Genomic DNA, 17,770 nt, shown 5'->3' with positions numbered 1-17,770 from the left:
GGCAGGAGAACGGCGACGGGTTCTAGCGGAGGCCCGGCAGGTCGCGGGCGGGGGCGCCCATGTAGAGCTGCTGGGGGCGACCGATCTTCGTCTGCGGGTCGGTGGCCATCTCGCGCCAGTGGGCGATCCAGCCGGGAAGGCGGCCGATCGCGAACAGCACCGTGAACATCCGGGTCGGGAAGCCCATGGCCTTGTAGATGACGCCGGTGTAGAAGTCGACGTTCGGGTACAGCCGCCGCGAGATGAAGTACTCGTCGGACAGGGCGACCTGCTCGAGCTCCTTCGCGATATCGAGCAGCGGATCCTGCACCCCGAGTGCCTCGAGCACCTCGTCGGCGCTCTCCTTGACGAGCTTGGCGCGCGGGTCGTAATTCTTGTAGACGCGGTGCCCGAAGCCCATGAGACGGATGCCCGCCTCCTTGTTCTTCACGCGCTCGACGAACTTCGCCACGCCCTCGCCGGAATCGCGGATCTGCGCGAGCATCGTCAGCACGGCCTCGTTCGCTCCGCCGTGCAGCGGCCCGAAGAGCGCGTTGATCCCGGCCGAGATCGACGCGAACATGTTCGCCTCGGTCGAGCCGACGAGCCGCACGGTCGACGTCGACGCGTTCTGCTCGTGGTCTTCGTGCAGGATGAGCAGTCGCTCCAGCGCCTTCGACAGCACCGGGTTGATCTCGTACGGCTCGGCCAGGTTGCCGAAGTTCAGCCGCAGGAAATTGTCGACGAAGGAGAGCGAGTTGTCGGGGTACAGGAAGGCCTGACCGAGGCTCTTCTTGTGCGCGTAGGCCGCCATCACGGGCAGCTTCGCCAGCAGCCGGATGGTCGAGATCTCGACGTCCTCCGGCGAGTGCGGGTTGAGCGAGTCCTGGTAGTAGGTCGACAGCGCCGAGACGCCCGACGAGAGCACCGACATCGGGTGCGCGTTGTGCGGCAGCGCGTCGAAGAACCGCTTCAGGTCTTCGTGCAGCAGCGTGTGGTGCCGGATCTTGTCGTCGAACTCGGTGAGCTCCGACGGCGTCGGCAGCTCGCCGTAGATGAGCAGCCAGGCGACCTCGAGGTAGGTCAGGTTCTGCGCGACCTGCTCGATCGGATAGCCCCGGTAACGCAGGATGCCGGCATCCCCGTCGATGTAGGTGATCTCCGACCGGGTGGCCGCGGTGTTCACGAACCCGTAGTCGAGGGTGGTGAAGCCCGTCTTCTTGGTGAGCGTGGAGAGGTCGATCGACGACGCTCCGTCGACGCTCTGCAGCAGCGGGAACTCGGCGCTGCCTCCCGGGTAGCTCAGCGTGGCGGTCTGACCCTCGACGCTCGGCGTGCCCTCGGCGACCGGCGCCTCGACGACGTCGTCGATACCGGCGATCGTGCCCTCTGCTTTTTGACCGACGTCCGTCACGGCGCCTCCTTGAGTGATCCTGCCTGCGTGTCAGTGGCGGGACGCAGTGAGGCTTTTGTGAACCCGTGACCGCGTTGACCCGCATACAGCCTAATGTGACCAGAACCCTACTGTTGCATCCGATCACGCTTGCACCGGGTTGTTGGAGGAATGCTCCTAACGCAGTCCCGACGCATCCAGGCGGGCGGCCGCGGCGGCGATCCGCTCGTCGGTCGCGGTCAACGAGAACCGGACGTGCTGGGGGAAATGATCACCGTAGAAGTGACCCGGACCGGCCAGGATGCCGCGCGAGGCGAGCGCCGCGATGGTGTCCCATCCGTCGCGCAGTTCGGTCGCCCAGAGGTACAGACCGGCCTCGCTCGCGTCGATCCGGAGCCCGGCCCGCTCGAGCGCGGGACGCAGCACGGAACGGCGGGCCCGGTACAGCGCCTTCTGCTCCGCCACGTGCGCGTCGTCGCCGAGCGCGGCGATCATCGCGGCCTGCACGGGTGCGGGCGGCATCATCCCGGCCTGCTTCCGCACGGTCAGCAGCCGGGCGATCACCGCGGGGTCGCCCGCGGCGAAGGCGGCACGATAGCCCGCGAGGTTCGACTGCTTGCTGAGCGAGTAGGCGGCGATGACGCCCGTGAGATCTCCCCCGGTGACCCGGGCGTCGAGGATGCTCGGCACGGGCTCGGAGGTCCACCGCCCGTCCCAGCCGAGCTCGGCGTAGCACTCGTCGCCGGCGACGACCGCTCCGAGCTCGCGCGCCCGCGACACGGCGGCGCGCAGGGCGTCGACGTCCAGAACGCTTCCGTCGGGGTTGCCGGGACTGTTCGTCCACACCAGCCGCGTGTTCGACGGCCACTCGTCGGGATCATCGGAGGCGAACGCCGTCGCCCCCGCGATCGTCGCCCCCATCGCGTAGGTCGGGTACGCGGCGCGCGGGTGCACGACCACGTCGCCCTCGCCGAGCCCGAGCATGAAGGGCAGCCAGGCCACGAACTCCTTCGAGCCAATGGTGGGCAGCACGTTCGCCTCGGTCAGCCCGGTGACACCCCGACGGCGCGCGTACCAGTCGACCACGGCCTCGCGGAGCAGCGGTGTCCCGGCGGTCTGCGGGTAGGCGTGCGCATCCGTGGCGGCCGCGAGCGCGTCACGGATCACTGGCGGCGTCGGGTCGACCGGCGAACCGATCGAGAGGTCGACGATCCCGTCGGGATGCGCCTTCGCCGTCGCCGCGAACGACGCCATCTGATCCCACGGATAGTCGGGCAGTTCACCGAGGGCCATGACTCAGGCCCCGGAACTCAGTGCTCGCCCTGAGGCGGGAGCGCGGCGATGACCGGGTGGTCGTGCTTGATCACGCCGACCTTCGCGGCGCCGCCGGGCGACCCGATCTCGTCGAAGAACTCGACGTTGGCCTTGTAGTAGTCGGCCCATTCCTCGGGCAGATCGTCTTCGTAGTAGATGGCCTCGACGGGGCACACCGGCTCGCAGGCGCCGCAGTCGACGCACTCGTCGGGATGGATGTAGAGCGAGCGTTCGCCTTCGTAGATGCAGTCGACAGGACATTCGTCGATACACGCGCGGTCTTTGACGTCCACGCACGGGAGGGCGATGACATAGGTCACAGTGCTTCAGATCCCTTCGATGACCGGAATACGAGTCTACTTCGTCGCCGGGCGCGCGCCGCCCAGTCGGGGCCAGGCGAGCACCACCACGGCGATCAGCGTCGACCCGATGAGCCAGACGGTGCCCAGGACGTTCTCCGAGCCCGCGACGCTACCGGGGATGAGGATGGAGCCGCCGGGGCTCGGGAGCGCCAGCAGCGCGACCATCCCGACCAGACCGACCCCGGCGAGGATCGAGGCGAGTCGTGAGGCGAAGCTCATCCGCAGCCCCACCAGGAGCAGAGCCACCGCCGGAAGCGCGATGATCAGGCCGATCGGCAGGTCGAACAGGCCGAAGACACTGAAGCTGATCTGGTGCACCACGGTGCCGAGCACTCCGAACAGCGCCCCGAGCAGGAGCGCCACGACGTACCCGAGCACGCGGGTGAGGATCGACGCGCCGACCGGGGCACCGGAGTCGGCGGCGAGGTCGGCAGACGAAGTGGGACCACCCGCACCCGTGGTGCGGATGCCGTACGCCGGTTCGCTCGGGTCGGCGCCGTAGCGGCGCGGCTCGTTGTCCACCGATCCAGCCTACGACGTGCGGTGCGCCGCTAGCGCCGTCGGCGCGTTCCGAAGACCCCTTCGATGACACCTCTCAGGATCGTCTGGGTGGTCTTCGACCCGAGCACGTCGGTGAGGATGTCCGGTTGCGGCTTCGTGCTGCGGCTCCGCGGAGTCGAACGGGGAGCGGGCGCGTTGCGCGCCTCCGCTTTCGCCTGCGCCTTGGCCTCGCGGGCGACTTGCGCCTCGAAAGCGGCCTGCTGCTTGGCGTACTCCTCCGCCGCCTCGTCGGCCGCTGCCGCGGCCGCGGCCGCGTTCATCTTCTCGGCGAGCAGTTCCCGCGCCGATTCGCGGTCGATCGGCGTGCCGTAGAGCGGCAGCAGCGGCGAGACCGCCACGGCCGCGTCGATCTGCGCGTCCGGGGTCGGCGCCATCGATCCCTGCGGCGCGCGCACCCGGGTCCAGGCGACCGGGCTCGGCGCCCCCTTCTCGTTCATCACCGTCACGACCGCTTCCCCCGTGCCGAGGCTCTGCAACACCTGGTCGAGGTCGTAGGCCGAGGTCGGATACGTCGAGACGGTCGCCCGGAGCGCCTTGGCGTCGTCGGGCGTGAACGCGCGCAACGCGTGCTGCACGCGCGAACCGAGTTGGGCGAGCACGTCGCCGGGCACGTCCTTCGGGGTCTGGGTGACGAAGAAGATCCCCACTCCCTTAGAACGGATGAGCCGCACGGTCTGCACGATCGACTGCTCGAAATCCTTGGAGGCGTCGCGGAACAGGAGGTGTGCCTCGTCGAAGAAGAAGACCAGTTTCGGCTTGTCGAGGTCGCCGACCTCGGGCAGGTCGTTGTAGAGATCGGCGAGCAGCCACATCAGGAAGGTGGAGAACAGGGCCGGTCGGTCGGCGACACGAGGCAGTTCCAGCAGGCTGATGATGCCGGTGCCGTCCTCGGCGGTGCGCAGGAACACCGAGGTGTCGATCTCGGGCTCGCCGAAGAACGCCTCCGCTCCCTGGGCGGCGAAGGCGATGAGCTCCCGCAGGATGACGCCGACCGTCGCGTTCGACAGGCCACCCATCGACTTCAGCTCCGCTTTCCCTTCGTCGCTGGTGAGGTAGGTGAGCACGGCACGCAGGTCGCTGAGGTCGAGGAGTGGCAGTCCGGCCTGCTCCGCGTAGTGGAACACCAGGCCGAGACTCGACTCCTGGGTGTCGTTGAGGCCGAGCACCTTGCTGAGCAGCAACGGGCCGAATCCGGAGAGAGTGGCCCGGATCGGCACGCCCTTCCCGATGCCGCCGAGGCTGAAGTACTCGGTGCGGCTGGCCTTCGGCGTCCACTCCTGCCCGATCGCGGCGGTGCGCGCGAGCAGCTTCTCCGTGCCCTCGCCCGGTGTGGCGACGCCGGAGAGATCGCCCTTCATATCGGCGGCGAAAACCGGGACGCCGGCGGCCGCGAGCTGTTCGGCGAGCGTCTGCAGGGTGCGCGTCTTGCCGGTGCCGGTGGCCCCCGCCACCAGTCCGTGCCGGTTGGTCATGGCGAGCGGGATGCGCACCTGCACCTCCGGAAGCGCCTCGCCGTTGACGAGCGCTCCGATGTCGAGCGCCGGGCCCTCGAAGGCGTAACCGGCGCGGATGACCTCCACGTCGGCGTCGCCCAGCGGACCGACGGGTGCTGCGGGCGCCGGCGCCGATGGTGCAGGCGTGGGTGCCGCCGGTGCGGGCACGGCTGCGGCCGTCTCCGCCGCGGCCGCCGCCTCCTCGGCCCGCTTCACCGCGGCCTCCGCCGCCGCCTGGGCCTGCCGGGCCGCCTCGACCGCCGCCGCGGCATCCGCTCGAGCCTTACGAACCTCGTCATCCGTCATGACCACAGCCTAGAGAAGGATGCCGCGCGGAGACGCTCCGGGTTGGACAATCACCGTCACGATCATTACGCTCGACCCTTGGTAAGGCTAGGCTTACCCAAGTAAGGCTCCCCTCTCCCGGAAATGGTTCTCGTGCTCGCCAACTACCTGATCGGTCTGCGTGAGGGCCTCGAGGCCGCGCTCGTCGTGGGCATCCTCGTGGCCTACGTACGCAAGATCGGCCGGCGCGATGTGCTGTTCCGGCTGTGGATCGGCGTCGGTCTCGCCGTGCTCGTCGCCCTGACCGTCGGCGCGATCCTCACCTTCGGCGCGTACGGCCTCTCCTTCGAAGCGCAGGAGGCATTGGGCGGCTCGCTGTCGATCATCGCCACCGGCTTCGTGACCTGGATGGTCTTCTGGATGCTCCGCACGAGCCAGAACCTCAAGGGAACGTTGCAGAGCGACATCGACAAGGCGCTCATCGGCGCCGGCTGGGGCCTCGTGCTCGTCGCGTTCCTCGCGGTCGGCCGGGAGGGCATCGAGACCGCCCTGTTCATCTGGGCCGCCGTGCAGGCCACGGGAGAGACGACGCTCCCCCTCCTCGGTGCAGCTCTCGGCATCCTCAGCGCCGTCGTGCTCGGGTACCTCATCTACCGCGGTCTCGTGCGCATCAATCTGGCCCGGTTCTTCGCCTGGTCGGGTGGGTTCCTCATCCTGGTGGCCGCCGGCGTGCTCTCCTACGGCGTGCACGACCTGCAGGAGGCCGGCATCCTGCCGGGCCTGAACAACCTTGCCTTCGACGTCAGCGCCGTCATCCCGCCCGACAGCTGGTACGGCACGCTCCTGAAGGGCACCGTCAACTTCTCCCCCGCCACGACCTGGCTCGAGCTCACGGTCTGGCTGCTCTACTTCGTTCCCACCATGACCCTGTTCATCCGCGCGGTGCGCCGGGGCCAGAAGACCAAGAAGCGGGTCGCGGCACCCGCACCCGCCGTCGCCCACACCGCCCACAGCTAGGAGCCCGACGTCCATGAAGACCCTGAAGACCAGACCCGCGCTGGCCACCGCCGGTGCGGCGATCGCCCTGCTCGCCCTCGCCGGCTGCGTTCCGAACAACGCCCCGTCGTCGGATGCGGCCGGTGCCATCACCGTCGACAGCTCGGCCGATGACTGCGCCGTCAGCGCCTCGACCGCCACCAGCGGCACCCTCACCTTCTCGGTCAGCAACTCCGGCGACCAGGTCACCGAGTTCTACCTGCTCGCGGACGACGGGCTGCGCATCGTCGGCGAGGTCGAGAACGTCGGCCCCGGCATCTCGCGCGACCTCGTGGTGCAGGCCCAGCCCGGCGACTACTTCACCGTCTGCAAGCCCGGCATGGTGGGCGACGGCATCGGCCGCGCCTCCTTCACCGTCTCGGGCGACAAGGTGCAGCTGGCCGGAGACGTGCAGGACCAGGTCGACCAGGCCGCGGTCAACTACGTCGCCTACGTCAAAGACCAGGTGGGCCAGCTCGTCACCGGCACCCAGACCTTCCTCGAGGCCTACCTCGCGGGCGACGACCAGAAGGCGCGCGACCTCTACGCCACGACCCGCGCGAACTACGAGCGCATCGAGCCCGTCGCCGAGTCCTTCGGCGACCTCGACCCGAAGATCGACTTCCGTGAGGCGGATGTCGCGGAGGGCGACGAGTGGACCGGCTGGCACCGCATCGAGAAGGACCTCTTCCCGCCGGCGGCCGCCGACAACGGCGGGGTCACGTATGTGCCGCTCACCGCGGCCGAGCGCCAGGACTACGCCGACAAGCTCACCACCGACACCCAGGCCCTCTACGACGCGGTGAACGACCCCGACTACACGGTCACCATCGACGCGATCTCCAACGGTGCCATCGGCCTCATGGAAGAGGTGGCCAGCGGGAAGATCACCGGCGAGGAGGAGATCTGGTCGCACACCGACCTCTGGGACTTCCAGGCCAACCTCGAGGGCGCGAAGGTCGCCTACGAGGGCGTGCGTGACATCGTGGAGACCAAGGACCCCGAGCTCGTGAAGAGCCTCGACGAGCAGTTCGACGCGCTGCAGACCCAGCTGGCCGAGTACGGCAGCCTGAGCGACGGATTCACGTACTACAACGACCTCACGCCCGACCAGGTCAAGCAGCTGGCCGACGGCGTCAACGCCCTCGGCGAGCCGCTCAGCCGGCTCACGGCGACGCTGGTCGGCTGAGACCTAGAGTAGGCAGCATGTCCGATCCCACGACGCCCGCTCCCTCGGCGTCCGGCATCTCCCGCCGGGGGCTGTTCGGACTCGCCGGGGCGGGTGTCGTAGGTCTCGGCGTCGGCGCCGCCGTCGACCGCTTCGTGCTGCCGAGCTCGGCGTCGGCCCAGGAGAACTCGGCGGTCTACCCCTTCTTCGGCGAGCACCAGTCGGGCATCGTCACCCCGGCGCAGGATCGCCTGCACTTCGCCAGCTACGACGTGGCCGACATCAGCCGCGACGAGCTGGTGGAACTGCTGCAGGACTGGAGCGCCGCCGCCGCCCTGATGACCCAGGGCGAGGAAGCGGGCCAGTTCGGCGCCGTCAGCGGCAACTACGACGCACCGCCGGATGACACGGGTGAGGCCCTGGGACTCCCGGCATCCGGTCTCACCATCACCATCGGCTTCGGCCCCACGCTCTTCCAGACCACCGACGGCGCCGACCGATTCGGCATCGCCGGCCGGCGACCCGCGGCGCTCGTCGATCTGCCGCATTTCCCGGCCGACATGCTGCAGGATGCCCTCTCCGGCGGCGACCTGTGCATCCAGGCCTGCAGCGACGACCCCCAGGTCGCGGTTCACGCCATCCGCAACCTCTCGCGGATCGCCTTCGGGCGCGCGAACATCCGCTGGTCGCAGCTCGGATTCGGCCGCACCAGCTCCACCACCAAGGCGCAGCAGACACCGCGCAACCTCTTCGGTTTCAAGGACGGCACGGCCAACATCAAGGCCGAGGACACCGGCGTGGTGACTGATCAGGTCTGGGCTGCGGGCGCCGACGGAGCGGACTGGATGGCGGGCGGGTCGTACCTGGTGTCGCGCAAGATCCGCATGACCATCGAGACCTGGGACCGCACGTCGCTCCGCGAGCAGGAGGCCGTGATCGGCCGCACGAAAGGCGAGGGTGCACCGTACTCGGGCGGTACCGAGTTCTCCGAACCCGACTTCGCCGCCACGGGCCAGGGCGGGAAGCCGCTCATCGCCGCGGATGCCCACGTGCGGCTCTCGCACCCCGACCAGAACTCCGGCGCGCAACTGCTGCGCCGCGGCTACAACTTCGTCGACGGCAACGACGACCTCGGCCGCCTGAACGCGGGGCTCTTCTTCATCGCGTACCAGCGCGATCCGCGCACGCAGTTCATCCCCATCCAGATGAACCTGGCCAAGAACGACGCCATGAACGAGTACATCCGGCACGTCGGCTCCGCGATCTTCGCGGTGCCCCCGGGGCGCGCCAGGGCGGCTACGTCGGCGAGACCCTCTTCGGCGCGTAGCCCACTCCGACCCACCCGACGTTCATCCGCCCGTTTTGCCGCAACGAGCGGCCGTCATTCTGCAAAAACCGGCGGATGAACGCCGGCGGGCGGGCGGCAGGTCGTACGGTCGAGGGTGTGACCCGCACCAAGCAGCTCCCGCCGCGACCCGCGAGCATCTACTCGCCGCACTACCGGCTGGTCACGATCGGGGCGATCGCGCTCGTGTTCGTGGCGGCGTTCGAGAACCTCGCCGTCACCACGGTGATGCCCGTGATCAGCCGCGAACTCGATGGCGCCGACCTGTACGCGGTGGCCTTCGCGGGCCCGCTCGCCGTCTCGGTGCTCGGGATGGTGGTGGCCGGCATGTGGGCCGACCGCGCCGGCCCGAGGGTGCCGCTCTACGCATCCGTCGGACTGTTCGTGGTGGGGCTGCTGCTCGCGGGCACCGCCACCACGATGGGCGCCGTGGTGGCCGGGCGACTCGTGCACGGACTGGGCGGCGGCGCGATGACCGTGGCGCTCTACGTCGTCGTGGCCCGCGTCTACCCGGCCACTCTGCAGCCCCAGATCTTCGGCATGTTCGCGGCCGCCTGGGTCATCCCGGCCCTCGTCGGACCGTTCATCGCGGGGGTGCTGGGCCAGACGGTCGGGTGGCGCTGGGTGTTCCTCGGCGTCGCCGTGCTGACCCTGCTCGCGATCGCGATGGTGGTGCCCGCGATGCGGTCGATCCAGCCGGTGACGACGGATGGCGCGGCCCGGCCTTCCTGGAGCGTGCCTCGCATCCTCTGGGCCCTGCTGCTCGCCGCCGCCATCCTCGCGCTCAGCCTGTCGACCGAACTCGACGGCGCCGCCGTGTTCGCCCTCGGAGCGGGAGCCCTGATCCTCGCCGTCGTCGCGATCCGTCCGCTCCTGCCCGCTCGCACGCTGCTGGCGGGCCGCGGACTGCCGAGCGTGGTGTTGCTCCGGATGCTCCTGGCCGGCGGCTACTTCGCCGCGGAGGTCTATCTGCCGTATTTCCTCACGGGTGAGTTCGGACTGAGCCCCGCTCTGGCCGGACTCGCACTGACGGTCGCCGGCGTGGCGTGGGGCGCATCCTCGGTGCTGCAAGGTCGTTTCAGCACGCGGCTCACTCCGCGGACGAGCCTGCGCGTCGGGTCGGCGGCCGTCTGCGCCGCCATCGCCCTCGTCGTCGTGACCGCTCTCTTCGGGTTGCCGGCCCCGGTGGCGATCGCCGGCTGGGCGATCTCCGGAGCGGGCATGGGTCTGTGCTACCCGCGGCTCTCCGTCCTCGTGCTGCAGTACTCCGTGCCCGGCAACCAGGGGTTCAACAGTGCCGCCCTCAACATCGCCGACGCCGCGGGTCCGGCGATGGCGCTGTCGCTCAGCGGCATCCTGTTCCAGACGCTGAACGGCGGCGGAGGGCTCGCCTTCGCCGCCGTGTTCGCGCTGGCTCTGCTCATCGCGCTCGGTGCGCTCGCCCTCAGCGGGCGCACCGGCCGGACGGCTTAGGAGTTGTTGGCGCGCTTGAGGTTCGCGGTCTTGCGGGCACGCGCGTTCTGGTCGAGCTCGACCTTGCGGATGCGCACCGTCTCCGGCGTCACCTCGACGCACTCGTCCTCGCGGGCGAACTCGAGCGACTCCTCGAGCGAGAGCTGACGCGACGGGGTCATCGACTCGAAGTTGTCAGCCGTCGACTGACGCATGTTGGTCAGCTTCTTCTCTTTGGTGATGTTCACGTCCATGTCGTCGGCGCGCGAGTTCTCGCCGATCACCATGCCCTCGTAGACCTCTTCGGTGGGGTTCACGAAGAAGGTCATGCGCTCCTGCAGAGCGATGATGGCGAACGGCGTGACGACACCGGCGCGGTCCGCCACGATCGACCCGTTGTTGCGGGTGACGATCGCTCCGGCCCACTCGTCGTACCCGTGCGAGATGGCGTTCGCGATGCCGGTACCGCGGGTGATGGTGAGGAACTCGGTGCGGAAGCCGATCAGGCCGCGCGAGGGGACGATGAACTCCATGCGCACCCAGCCGGTGCCGTGGTTCGACATGCCCTCCATACGACCCTTGCGGGCGGCGAGCAGCTGCGTGATGGCGCCGAGGTACTCTTCCGGGGCGTCGATCGTGAGGTGCTCGTAGGGCTCGTGGGTCTTCCCGTTGACCTGCTTCGTGACCACCTGGGGCTTGCCCACGGTCAGCTCGTAGCCCTCGCGGCGCATGTTCTCGACCAGGATGGCCAGCGCGAGCTCGCCACGACCCTGGACCTCCCAGGCCGCCGGGTTTCCGATGTCGACCACGCGGAGCGAGACGTTACCGACCAGCTCGCGGTCGAGGCGGTCCTTCACCATGCGCGCGGTGAGCTTGTGGCCCTTGACCTTGCCGACCAGCGGCGAGGTGTTGGTGCCGATGGTCATCGAGATGGCCGGGTCGTCGACGGTGATCGCGGGCAGCGGGCGCACGTCTTCGGGGTCGGCGATGGTCTCGCCGATCGTGATGTCCTCGATGCCGGCGATGGCCACGATGTCGCCGGGGCCGGCCGACTCGGTCGGGAAGCGGGTGAGCGCCACCGTCTTCAGCAGCTCGCTGATGCGCTGGTTGGTGACGGTGCCGTCGTGCTTGACCCAGGCGACCTGCTGCCCCTTCTTGATCGTGCCGTTGAACACCCGGAGGAGGGCGAGGCGGCCGAGGAAGGGCGAGGAGTCAAGGTTGGTGACGTGGGCCTGAAGCGGCGCCTCGTCGTCGTAGGTCGGCGCCGGGATGTGCTCCAGGATGGCGCCGAACAGCGGCTCGAGGTCGTCGTTGTCGGGCAGGGTGCCGTTCTCGGGCTTGTTGAGGCTCGCGGCGCCGTTACGGCCCGAGGCGTACACCACGGGCACGTCGAGGATGGCGTCGAGGTCGAGATCGGGCACGTCGTCGGCCATGTCGGAGGCGAGGCCGAGCAACAGGTCCTGCGACTCCCCCACGACCTCGTCGATGCGCGCATCCGGCCGGTCGGTCTTGTTCACCAGGAGGATCACCGGCAGCTTCGCCTCAAGCGCCTTGCGGAGCACGAAGCGGGTCTGCGGCAGCGGGCCCTCGGAGGCGTCGACCAGCAGCACGACGCCGTCGACCATCGACAGACCGCGCTCGACCTCGCCACCGAAGTCGGCGTGGCCCGGGGTGTCGATCACGTTGATCGTGATCGGCGTGCCGTTCGCGTGCTTGCCGTTGTAGGAGATCGCCGTGTTCTTGGCGAGGATCGTGATGCCCTTCTCACGCTCGAGGTCGTTCGAGTCCATCATCCGGTCGTCGGCGTCGAAGTGCGCGTCGAAGGAGTTGGTCTGCGTGAGCATGGCGTCGACCAGTGTGGTCTTGCCGTGGTCGACGTGGGCGACGATCGCGACATTGCGCAGGTCATCACGGGTGGCATGTGCCATGGGAAAAGTCCTCAGGAATTCGGGGGAAAAAGGGGGCGACGAGGCCCGATCCGCTAAACGCCCAGGGTGATTCCAGCGCCCGGAATGGCGTTCAGCAACTCCTTAGTATATTGCTCCTGCGGGTTGTCGAAGACATCGTCGGTCGAAGCCGCCTCCACGATGCGCCCCTTCTGCATCACGCAGACGTTGTCGGCGATGACGCGAACCACCGCCAGGTCGTGCGTGATGAAGAGGTAGGTGAGCTCCAGTTCGGCCTGCAGATCGGCCAGCAGCTTGAGGATCTGGGCCTGCACGAGCACGTCGAGGGCCGACACGGCCTCGTCGAGGATCACGACATCCGGTTTCAGAGCGAGCGCACGCGCGATGGCGACGCGCTGCCGCTGACCACCGGAGAGCTCGTTCGGGTACCGCGTGATGAGCGACTGCGGCAGCGCCACCTGGTCGAGCAGCTCGAGCACGCGCTCCTTGCGCGAGGTGCGGTCGCCCACCTTGTGCGTGTTGAGCGGCTCGCCGATGGTGTTGCCGATGTTGCGCAGCGGGTCCAGCGAACCGTACGGGTCCTGGAACACCGGCTGCATGCGCCGGCGCAGGTCGAGCAGCTGCTTGCCCTTGAGAGGCGCGACATCCTGCCCGTCGATCATGATCGAGCCGCTGGTGGGGTCTTCGAGGCGCAGGATCATGCGCGCCACGGTCGACTTGCCCGAACCGGACTCGCCCACGAGCGCCGTGGTCGTGCCCTTCTCGACGGAGAAGTTCACCTTGTCGGAGGCGATGACCTCGCCCGCCGCGCCCTTGCCCTGCCCGCGGATCTTGTAGACCTTCGTGAGGTCATTCACCACGATGGCGTCGGGACGCTTGACGGTGGGCAGGTGCTCGAGGCGCTCCTCGGCGGCCGCGATCAGATCGAGACCCTCGGTCACCGTGGTGGGCGCGTACTCGAGGTCGCTCAGGTGGTGGGTGGCCGACTCGTGTGTGGCCGACTGGATGCGGCGCGAGGCGAGGCTCGGGGCCGCGGCCACCAGGCGCTGCGTGTAGGGGTGGATCGGGTTCTGCAGGATGTCCTTCGACGGGCCCGCCTCGACGATCTTGCCCTTGTACATCACCACGAGCTGCTCGGCCCGCTCGGCCGCGAGGCCGAGGTCGTGCGTGATGAACAGCACGGCGGTGCCGATGTCGCGGGTGAGCGTCTCGAGGTGGTCGAGGATGCGGCGCTGCACCGTCACGTCGAGCGCCGAGGTGGGCTCGTCGGCGATGAGCAGCTTCGGGCGCGATGACAGGCCGATGCCGATGAGCACGCGCTGACGCATGCCGCCGGAGAACTGGTGCGGGAACTGCTTCAGCCGCTTGTCGGCATCCGCCAACCCGGCCTCGCGGAGCACCTGAATGGCGTGCGCACGCACCTCCTTGCGGCCGGTGGCGATGCCGTTCGCGCGGATCGTCTCCTCGACCTGGAAGCCGATGCTCCACACCGGGTTGAGGTTCGACATCGGGTCCTGGGGTACGAAGCCGATCAGCTTTCCACGGATCTCCTCCATCTCCTTCTCGGAGTACTTCGTGAGCTCCTTGCCGTCGAACTCGATCGACCCACCCGTGATGCGGCCGGGGCCGGGGAGCAGGTTGATGATCGCGTGCGCGGTGGTGGACTTGCCCGAGCCCGACTCGCCCACGATGGCGAGCGTCTGGCCCGGCATGAGAGTGAGGTCGACGCCGCGCACGGCGGGCACGACGCCCTCCGTGGTCTGGAAGCCCACCTGCAGGTCGCGGATCTTGAGCAGCGGAGTCTGCTCGTCGGACGATGTGGTGATGCGGTCGCTCATCGCTGAGCCCTCGCCTTCGGGTCGAGAGCGTCTCGGATGACCTCGCCGAGCATGATGAAGCTGAGCACGGTGATCGAGAGCGCGAGGGACGGATAGATGAGTGTCTGCGGCGCGGTGCGGAGGTCGGTCTGCGCCTGGCTGATGTCGTTACCCCACGACATGGTCGAGTTGGGCAAGCCGACGCCGAGGAACGACAGGGTGGCCTCGGCCACGATCGCGGCTCCCAGCGAAATCGTCGTGACGACGATGACCGGGGCGATCGAGTTGGGCAGCACGTGCCGGATCAGGATGCGGAACCGCGAGACGCCGAGCGCCTGCGCGGCCATCACGAAGTCGGAGTTCTTCACCCGCAGGATCTCGGCTCTCAGCACACGCGCGGTCGCGGGCCAGGCGAAGATGCCGATGGCCAGCGAGATCACGAACACGTTCCGGTAGGCCGAGAACACCGACATGATGACCACGGCGGCCAGGATGTAGGGGATCGAGAAGAAGATGTCGCCCGCGCGGGACAGGATGGAGTCGAGCCATCCGCCGTAGTACCCGGCGAACATGCCGAACAGGATGCCGAGCACGGTCGTCAGGATGACCACGATGATGCCGACCGAGAGCGACGTCGAGGTTCCGTGGATGATGCGCGAGAAGACGTCGCAGCCCTGCTTGGTGAAGCCGAGGATGTGCTCCCCCGTCGGGGCGCCGTTGCTGTTCGACAGCTGGCAGTTGTCGTTCGGCGGAACCGAGGTGAACAGGTTCGGGAAGAAGGCGACGATCAGCACGAGCAGGATGATCGCGGCCGAGATCCAGAACATCGGCCGGCGGCGCATGTCGCGCCAGGCGTCGATCCAGAGGTTGCTCGGACGGTCGCCGACCTTGACCGCGTCGATCGCGACGAGAGGGGTCTCCTCCAGGGGCGCGACGAAGTGATTCGAAGACGGAGTGTTATTTGACATAGCGGATCCTCGGGTCGAGAAGGCCGTACAGGAGGTCGACGACGAGGTTGACCACCAAGTAGATGAGCACCATGACCGTCACGAACGAGACCACGGTCGGGCCCTCGCCTCGGATGATGGCCTGGTAGAGCGTTCGCCCGACGCCGGGGACGTTGAAGATACCCTCCGTGACGGTCGCACCGACGAGCAGGACGCCGAAGTCGGTGGCCGCATAGGTGACGACGGGGATGAGCGAGTTGCGCAGGATGTGCACCGGGATGATGCGGCGCCGGGTCAGACCCTTGCCGTAGGCGGTGCGCACGAAGTCGAGGCTCTGGGTCTCGATCACCGACGCGCGCGTCAGTCGAACGATCTGCGCGAAGGTGATGCTCGCGAGCACGAACGCCGGGAGTATCAAGTCCTGGATCGGGGCTCCGGTCGAGACCGTCGTTCTCGCCCAGCCCAATTGGATGCCGAAGATGTACTGGCCGACGAAGGCGATCACGAAGATGGGCAGCGAGATGAAGATGAGGCTGACCACGAGCGCCGATGCATCGAAGAGCTTCCCCTTCCGCAGACCCGAGACGAGACCGATGAGAACGCCGCCGACGAACTCGATGAACAGCGCCATGATGGCGAGGCGGATGGTGACCGGGAAGGTGCGGGCGAGGATCGCGGAGACCGGTTCACCCGAGAACGAGGTGCCGAAGTCGCCGCGGAGGATCCCGCCGAGGTAGAGGAAGTACTGCACGATGAACGGCTGGTCGAGGTGGTATTCCTGACGCAGGCGCTCGAGCAGAGCAGGGTTCGGGGTCTTGTCGCCGAAGAGGGCGAGCAGTGGGTCTCCGGGCATCGCGAAGACCATGAAGTAGATGAGGAAGGTCGTACCCAGCAGGACGGGGATCGCCTGCAGAATACGCCTGAAGATATATCCGGCCAAAGGTCAGACCGTACCAATCGGGCTAATGGGCATCATGTGCCACCTGGACTAGAGACATGATACGGGGGCGACAGCCGATGGCCGTCGCCCCCGATCGAGCGATTACTAGCTCTTGGTGACTGCGTAGTAGAGCGGAACCGAGTTCCAGCCGAACTCGACGTTGCTGACGGCCTCGCTGGAGCCGCCCGTGACGTTCGAGTACCACAGCGGGATCGCCGGGAGGTCCTTCAGCAGGATCTCCTGGGCCTTCTGGAAGTCGTCGTTCGCCTCAGCGGTGTCGGTGGTCGACGAACCGGCCTGGAGCAGAGCGTCGAAGTCGGGGGTTCGAGTAGTCGCCGTCGTTCGAGGATGCGTTGGTCGCGTACAGCGGGCCCAGGAAGTTGAACAGACCCGGGTAGTCGGCCTGCCATCCGGTACGGAACGCCGTCTGGATGGTGCGGTCGGTGATCGCAGTGCGCTGCTCGGCGAAGGTCGGGTACGGAGCACCCGAGGCGTCGATTCCGAGCGTGTTCTTGATGCTGTTCGACACCGCGTCGACCCAGCCCTGGTGACCGCCATCGGAGTTGTACGCGATCTGGAAGGTACCCGACCACGGCGAGATGGCGTCGGCCTGAGCCCACAGCTTCTTGGCCTCGTCGGCGTTGTACTTCAGCACGTCGGCGCCCTCGAGGGAGTCGCTCCACCCGTCGATCACCGGGGAGGTGAAGTCGGAGGCGGGGGTGCGGGTGCCCTGGAAGATGACGTCGGTGATCTCGTCTCGGTTGATCGCCATCGACAGAGCGGCGCGGCGGAGCTTGCCCTCTTCGTCGTTGCCGAAGTGCGCGAGGCGCTCCGGGATGGTGAACGACTGGAACACAGCGGAGGGCTGGTTCACGGCGCGGTCGCCGAGGTCGGACTCGTAGGTGCCGAACGCGCTGTCCGGAACGGCGTCGAGGACGTCGAGGTTGCCACCGAGGAGGTCGGCGTACGCCGCGTCCTGGCTGGCGTAGAACACGAAGGTCACGCCACCGTTGGCGGGCTTGCGGCCACCGGTGTACTCGTCGTTGACGACGAGGTCGATCTTCTCGTTGTGCTGCCAGGCGTCATCGGAGGCCAGCTTGTAGGGGCCGTTGCCGATGGGGGCCTGACCGTAGGCGTCCATGTCGTCGTAGGCTGACTTGGGCAGCGGGTAGAAGGCCGAGTAGCCGAGGCGCAGGGGGAAGTCGGCGCGGGGCTCCTTGAGGGTGACCGTGAAGGTGGTGGGGTCGACGACCTTGAGGCCCGTGAGGGGGCTGTCCTCGTCGTAGCTGAAGCCTTCGATGTCCTCGAAGAAGTAGCTGTTCAGCTGCTCGTTGGAGAGGAGGGCGCCGTACTGCCAGGCGTCGACGAAGCTCTGCGCATCGACCGGGTCACCGTTGGTGAACGTCAGGTCGGGCTTGATCTTGATCGTGAAGGTCTGGGAGTCGTCGGTGTCGATCGACTCGGCGACGTCGAGCTGCGGAGCGCCCGTCGCGTCGTAGTACTCGAGCCCGGCGAAGAGGGAGTCGATGATGCGCCCACCACCGGTCTCGTTGGTGTTCGTGGGGATCAGCGGGTTCTGCGGTTCAGAACCGTTCGCCGTGATGACCGCGGAAGAGCTTCCCGTGGGAGTGTCCGAGCTGCCGCTGGCGCAGCCGGACAGTGCGAGTGCACTCGCGGCAGCCAGCGCGATGGCGCCGATGCCTAACCGTCTGATTTTCAATTTTCCTCCTGTGCAAAATGCGGGCAAGGCGAAACCCCCTTATGGAGGGCGC

The 17,770-nt window shown here is 67.9% G+C and carries 13 protein-coding genes and 1 pseudogene; 4 read left to right on the top strand and 10 right to left on the bottom strand.

Annotated elements, in window-relative coordinates; translation table 11 throughout:
- Window positions 1-22 precede the first annotated feature (22 nt).
- The 5 genes from ACFJGU_RS17025 to ACFJGU_RS17005 form a co-directional block, all read right to left on the bottom strand.
- Window positions 23-1,285, bottom strand: a complete 1,263-nt coding sequence (locus ACFJGU_RS17025; protein ID WP_382310417.1) for a citrate synthase — start codon at window positions 1,283-1,285, stop codon at window positions 23-25.
- Between the two features lie 264 nt (window positions 1,286-1,549).
- Window positions 1,550-2,665, bottom strand: coding sequence for a succinyldiaminopimelate transaminase (gene dapC, locus ACFJGU_RS17020; protein ID WP_382304961.1), 1,116 nt, complete (start codon window positions 2,663-2,665; stop codon window positions 1,550-1,552).
- A gap of 17 nt (window positions 2,666-2,682) precedes the next feature.
- Window positions 2,683-3,006, bottom strand: coding sequence for a ferredoxin (fdxA, locus tag ACFJGU_RS17015; RefSeq protein WP_092557938.1), 324 nt, complete (start codon window positions 3,004-3,006; stop codon window positions 2,683-2,685).
- 36 nt (window positions 3,007-3,042) lie between these two features.
- Window positions 3,043-3,570: a hypothetical protein gene (locus ACFJGU_RS17010; RefSeq protein ID WP_382304959.1), complete on the bottom strand. Its 528-nt coding sequence runs from the start codon at window positions 3,568-3,570 to the stop codon at window positions 3,043-3,045.
- Between the two features lie 29 nt (window positions 3,571-3,599).
- The gene (locus ACFJGU_RS17005; RefSeq protein WP_382304957.1) at window positions 3,600-5,408 is read right to left on the bottom strand and encodes a helicase HerA-like domain-containing protein; all 1,809 of its coding nucleotides are present in this window, start codon (window positions 5,406-5,408) and stop codon (window positions 3,600-3,602) included.
- Between the two features lie 132 nt (window positions 5,409-5,540).
- On the opposite strand from ACFJGU_RS17005, the gene efeU reads away from it, so the two are divergent.
- The 4 genes and pseudogenes from efeU (at window position 5,541) to ACFJGU_RS16985 (ending at window position 10,408) form a co-directional block, all read left to right on the top strand.
- Complete coding sequence (gene efeU / locus ACFJGU_RS17000) at window positions 5,541-6,404, top strand: iron uptake transporter permease EfeU (protein ID WP_382310415.1); 864 nt, start codon at window positions 5,541-5,543, stop codon at window positions 6,402-6,404.
- 13 nt (window positions 6,405-6,417) lie between these two features.
- Window positions 6,418-7,611: an iron uptake system protein EfeO gene (gene efeO / locus ACFJGU_RS16995; protein ID WP_382304955.1), complete on the top strand. Its 1,194-nt coding sequence runs from the start codon at window positions 6,418-6,420 to the stop codon at window positions 7,609-7,611.
- A 17-nt stretch (window positions 7,612-7,628) separates the two neighbouring features.
- Window positions 7,629-8,917, top strand: a pseudogene (gene efeB / locus ACFJGU_RS16990) (iron uptake transporter deferrochelatase/peroxidase subunit).
- Window positions 8,918-9,034: 117 nt separating this feature from the next.
- Entirely contained in the window at window positions 9,035-10,408 is a 1,374-nt protein-coding gene (locus ACFJGU_RS16985; RefSeq protein ID WP_382304954.1) for an MFS transporter, read from the top strand.
- Here ACFJGU_RS16985 and typA read toward each other — a convergent pair.
- The 5 genes from typA to ACFJGU_RS16960 all read right to left on the bottom strand — a co-directional run bounded on the left by typA (window position 10,405) and on the right by ACFJGU_RS16960 (window position 17,718).
- The gene (gene typA / locus ACFJGU_RS16980) at window positions 10,405-12,315 is read right to left on the bottom strand and encodes a translational GTPase TypA (protein WP_382304952.1); all 1,911 of its coding nucleotides are present in this window, start codon (window positions 12,313-12,315) and stop codon (window positions 10,405-10,407) included. The two genes, ACFJGU_RS16985 and typA, sit on opposite strands and share 4 nt — an antisense overlap.
- Before the next feature lie 53 nt (window positions 12,316-12,368).
- On the bottom strand, window positions 12,369-14,132 hold the full coding sequence (locus ACFJGU_RS16975) for a dipeptide ABC transporter ATP-binding protein (RefSeq protein ID WP_382304950.1): 1,764 nt from the start codon (window positions 14,130-14,132) through the stop codon (window positions 12,369-12,371).
- Window positions 14,129-15,079, bottom strand: a complete 951-nt coding sequence (locus ACFJGU_RS16970) for an ABC transporter permease (RefSeq protein ID WP_382304948.1) — start codon at window positions 15,077-15,079, stop codon at window positions 14,129-14,131. The genes ACFJGU_RS16975 and ACFJGU_RS16970 overlap by 4 nt, the downstream gene beginning before the upstream one ends.
- Window positions 15,069-15,998, bottom strand: a complete 930-nt coding sequence (locus ACFJGU_RS16965; protein ID WP_382304946.1) for an ABC transporter permease — start codon at window positions 15,996-15,998, stop codon at window positions 15,069-15,071. Before ACFJGU_RS16965 ends, ACFJGU_RS16970 begins: the two co-directional genes overlap by 11 nt.
- Window positions 15,999-16,266: 268 nt before the next feature.
- Window positions 16,267-17,718, bottom strand: coding sequence for an ABC transporter substrate-binding protein (locus ACFJGU_RS16960; RefSeq protein ID WP_382304944.1), 1,452 nt, complete (start codon window positions 17,716-17,718; stop codon window positions 16,267-16,269).
- Window positions 17,719-17,770: the final 52 nt, after the last annotated feature.

The organism is Herbiconiux sp. UC225_62, assembly GCF_042694625.1.
Lineage (GTDB): Bacteria > Actinomycetota > Actinomycetes > Actinomycetales > Microbacteriaceae > Herbiconiux.
The sequence above is the reverse complement of the archived record's forward strand: the minus strand, read 5'-3'. Positions and strand labels throughout refer to the sequence as shown.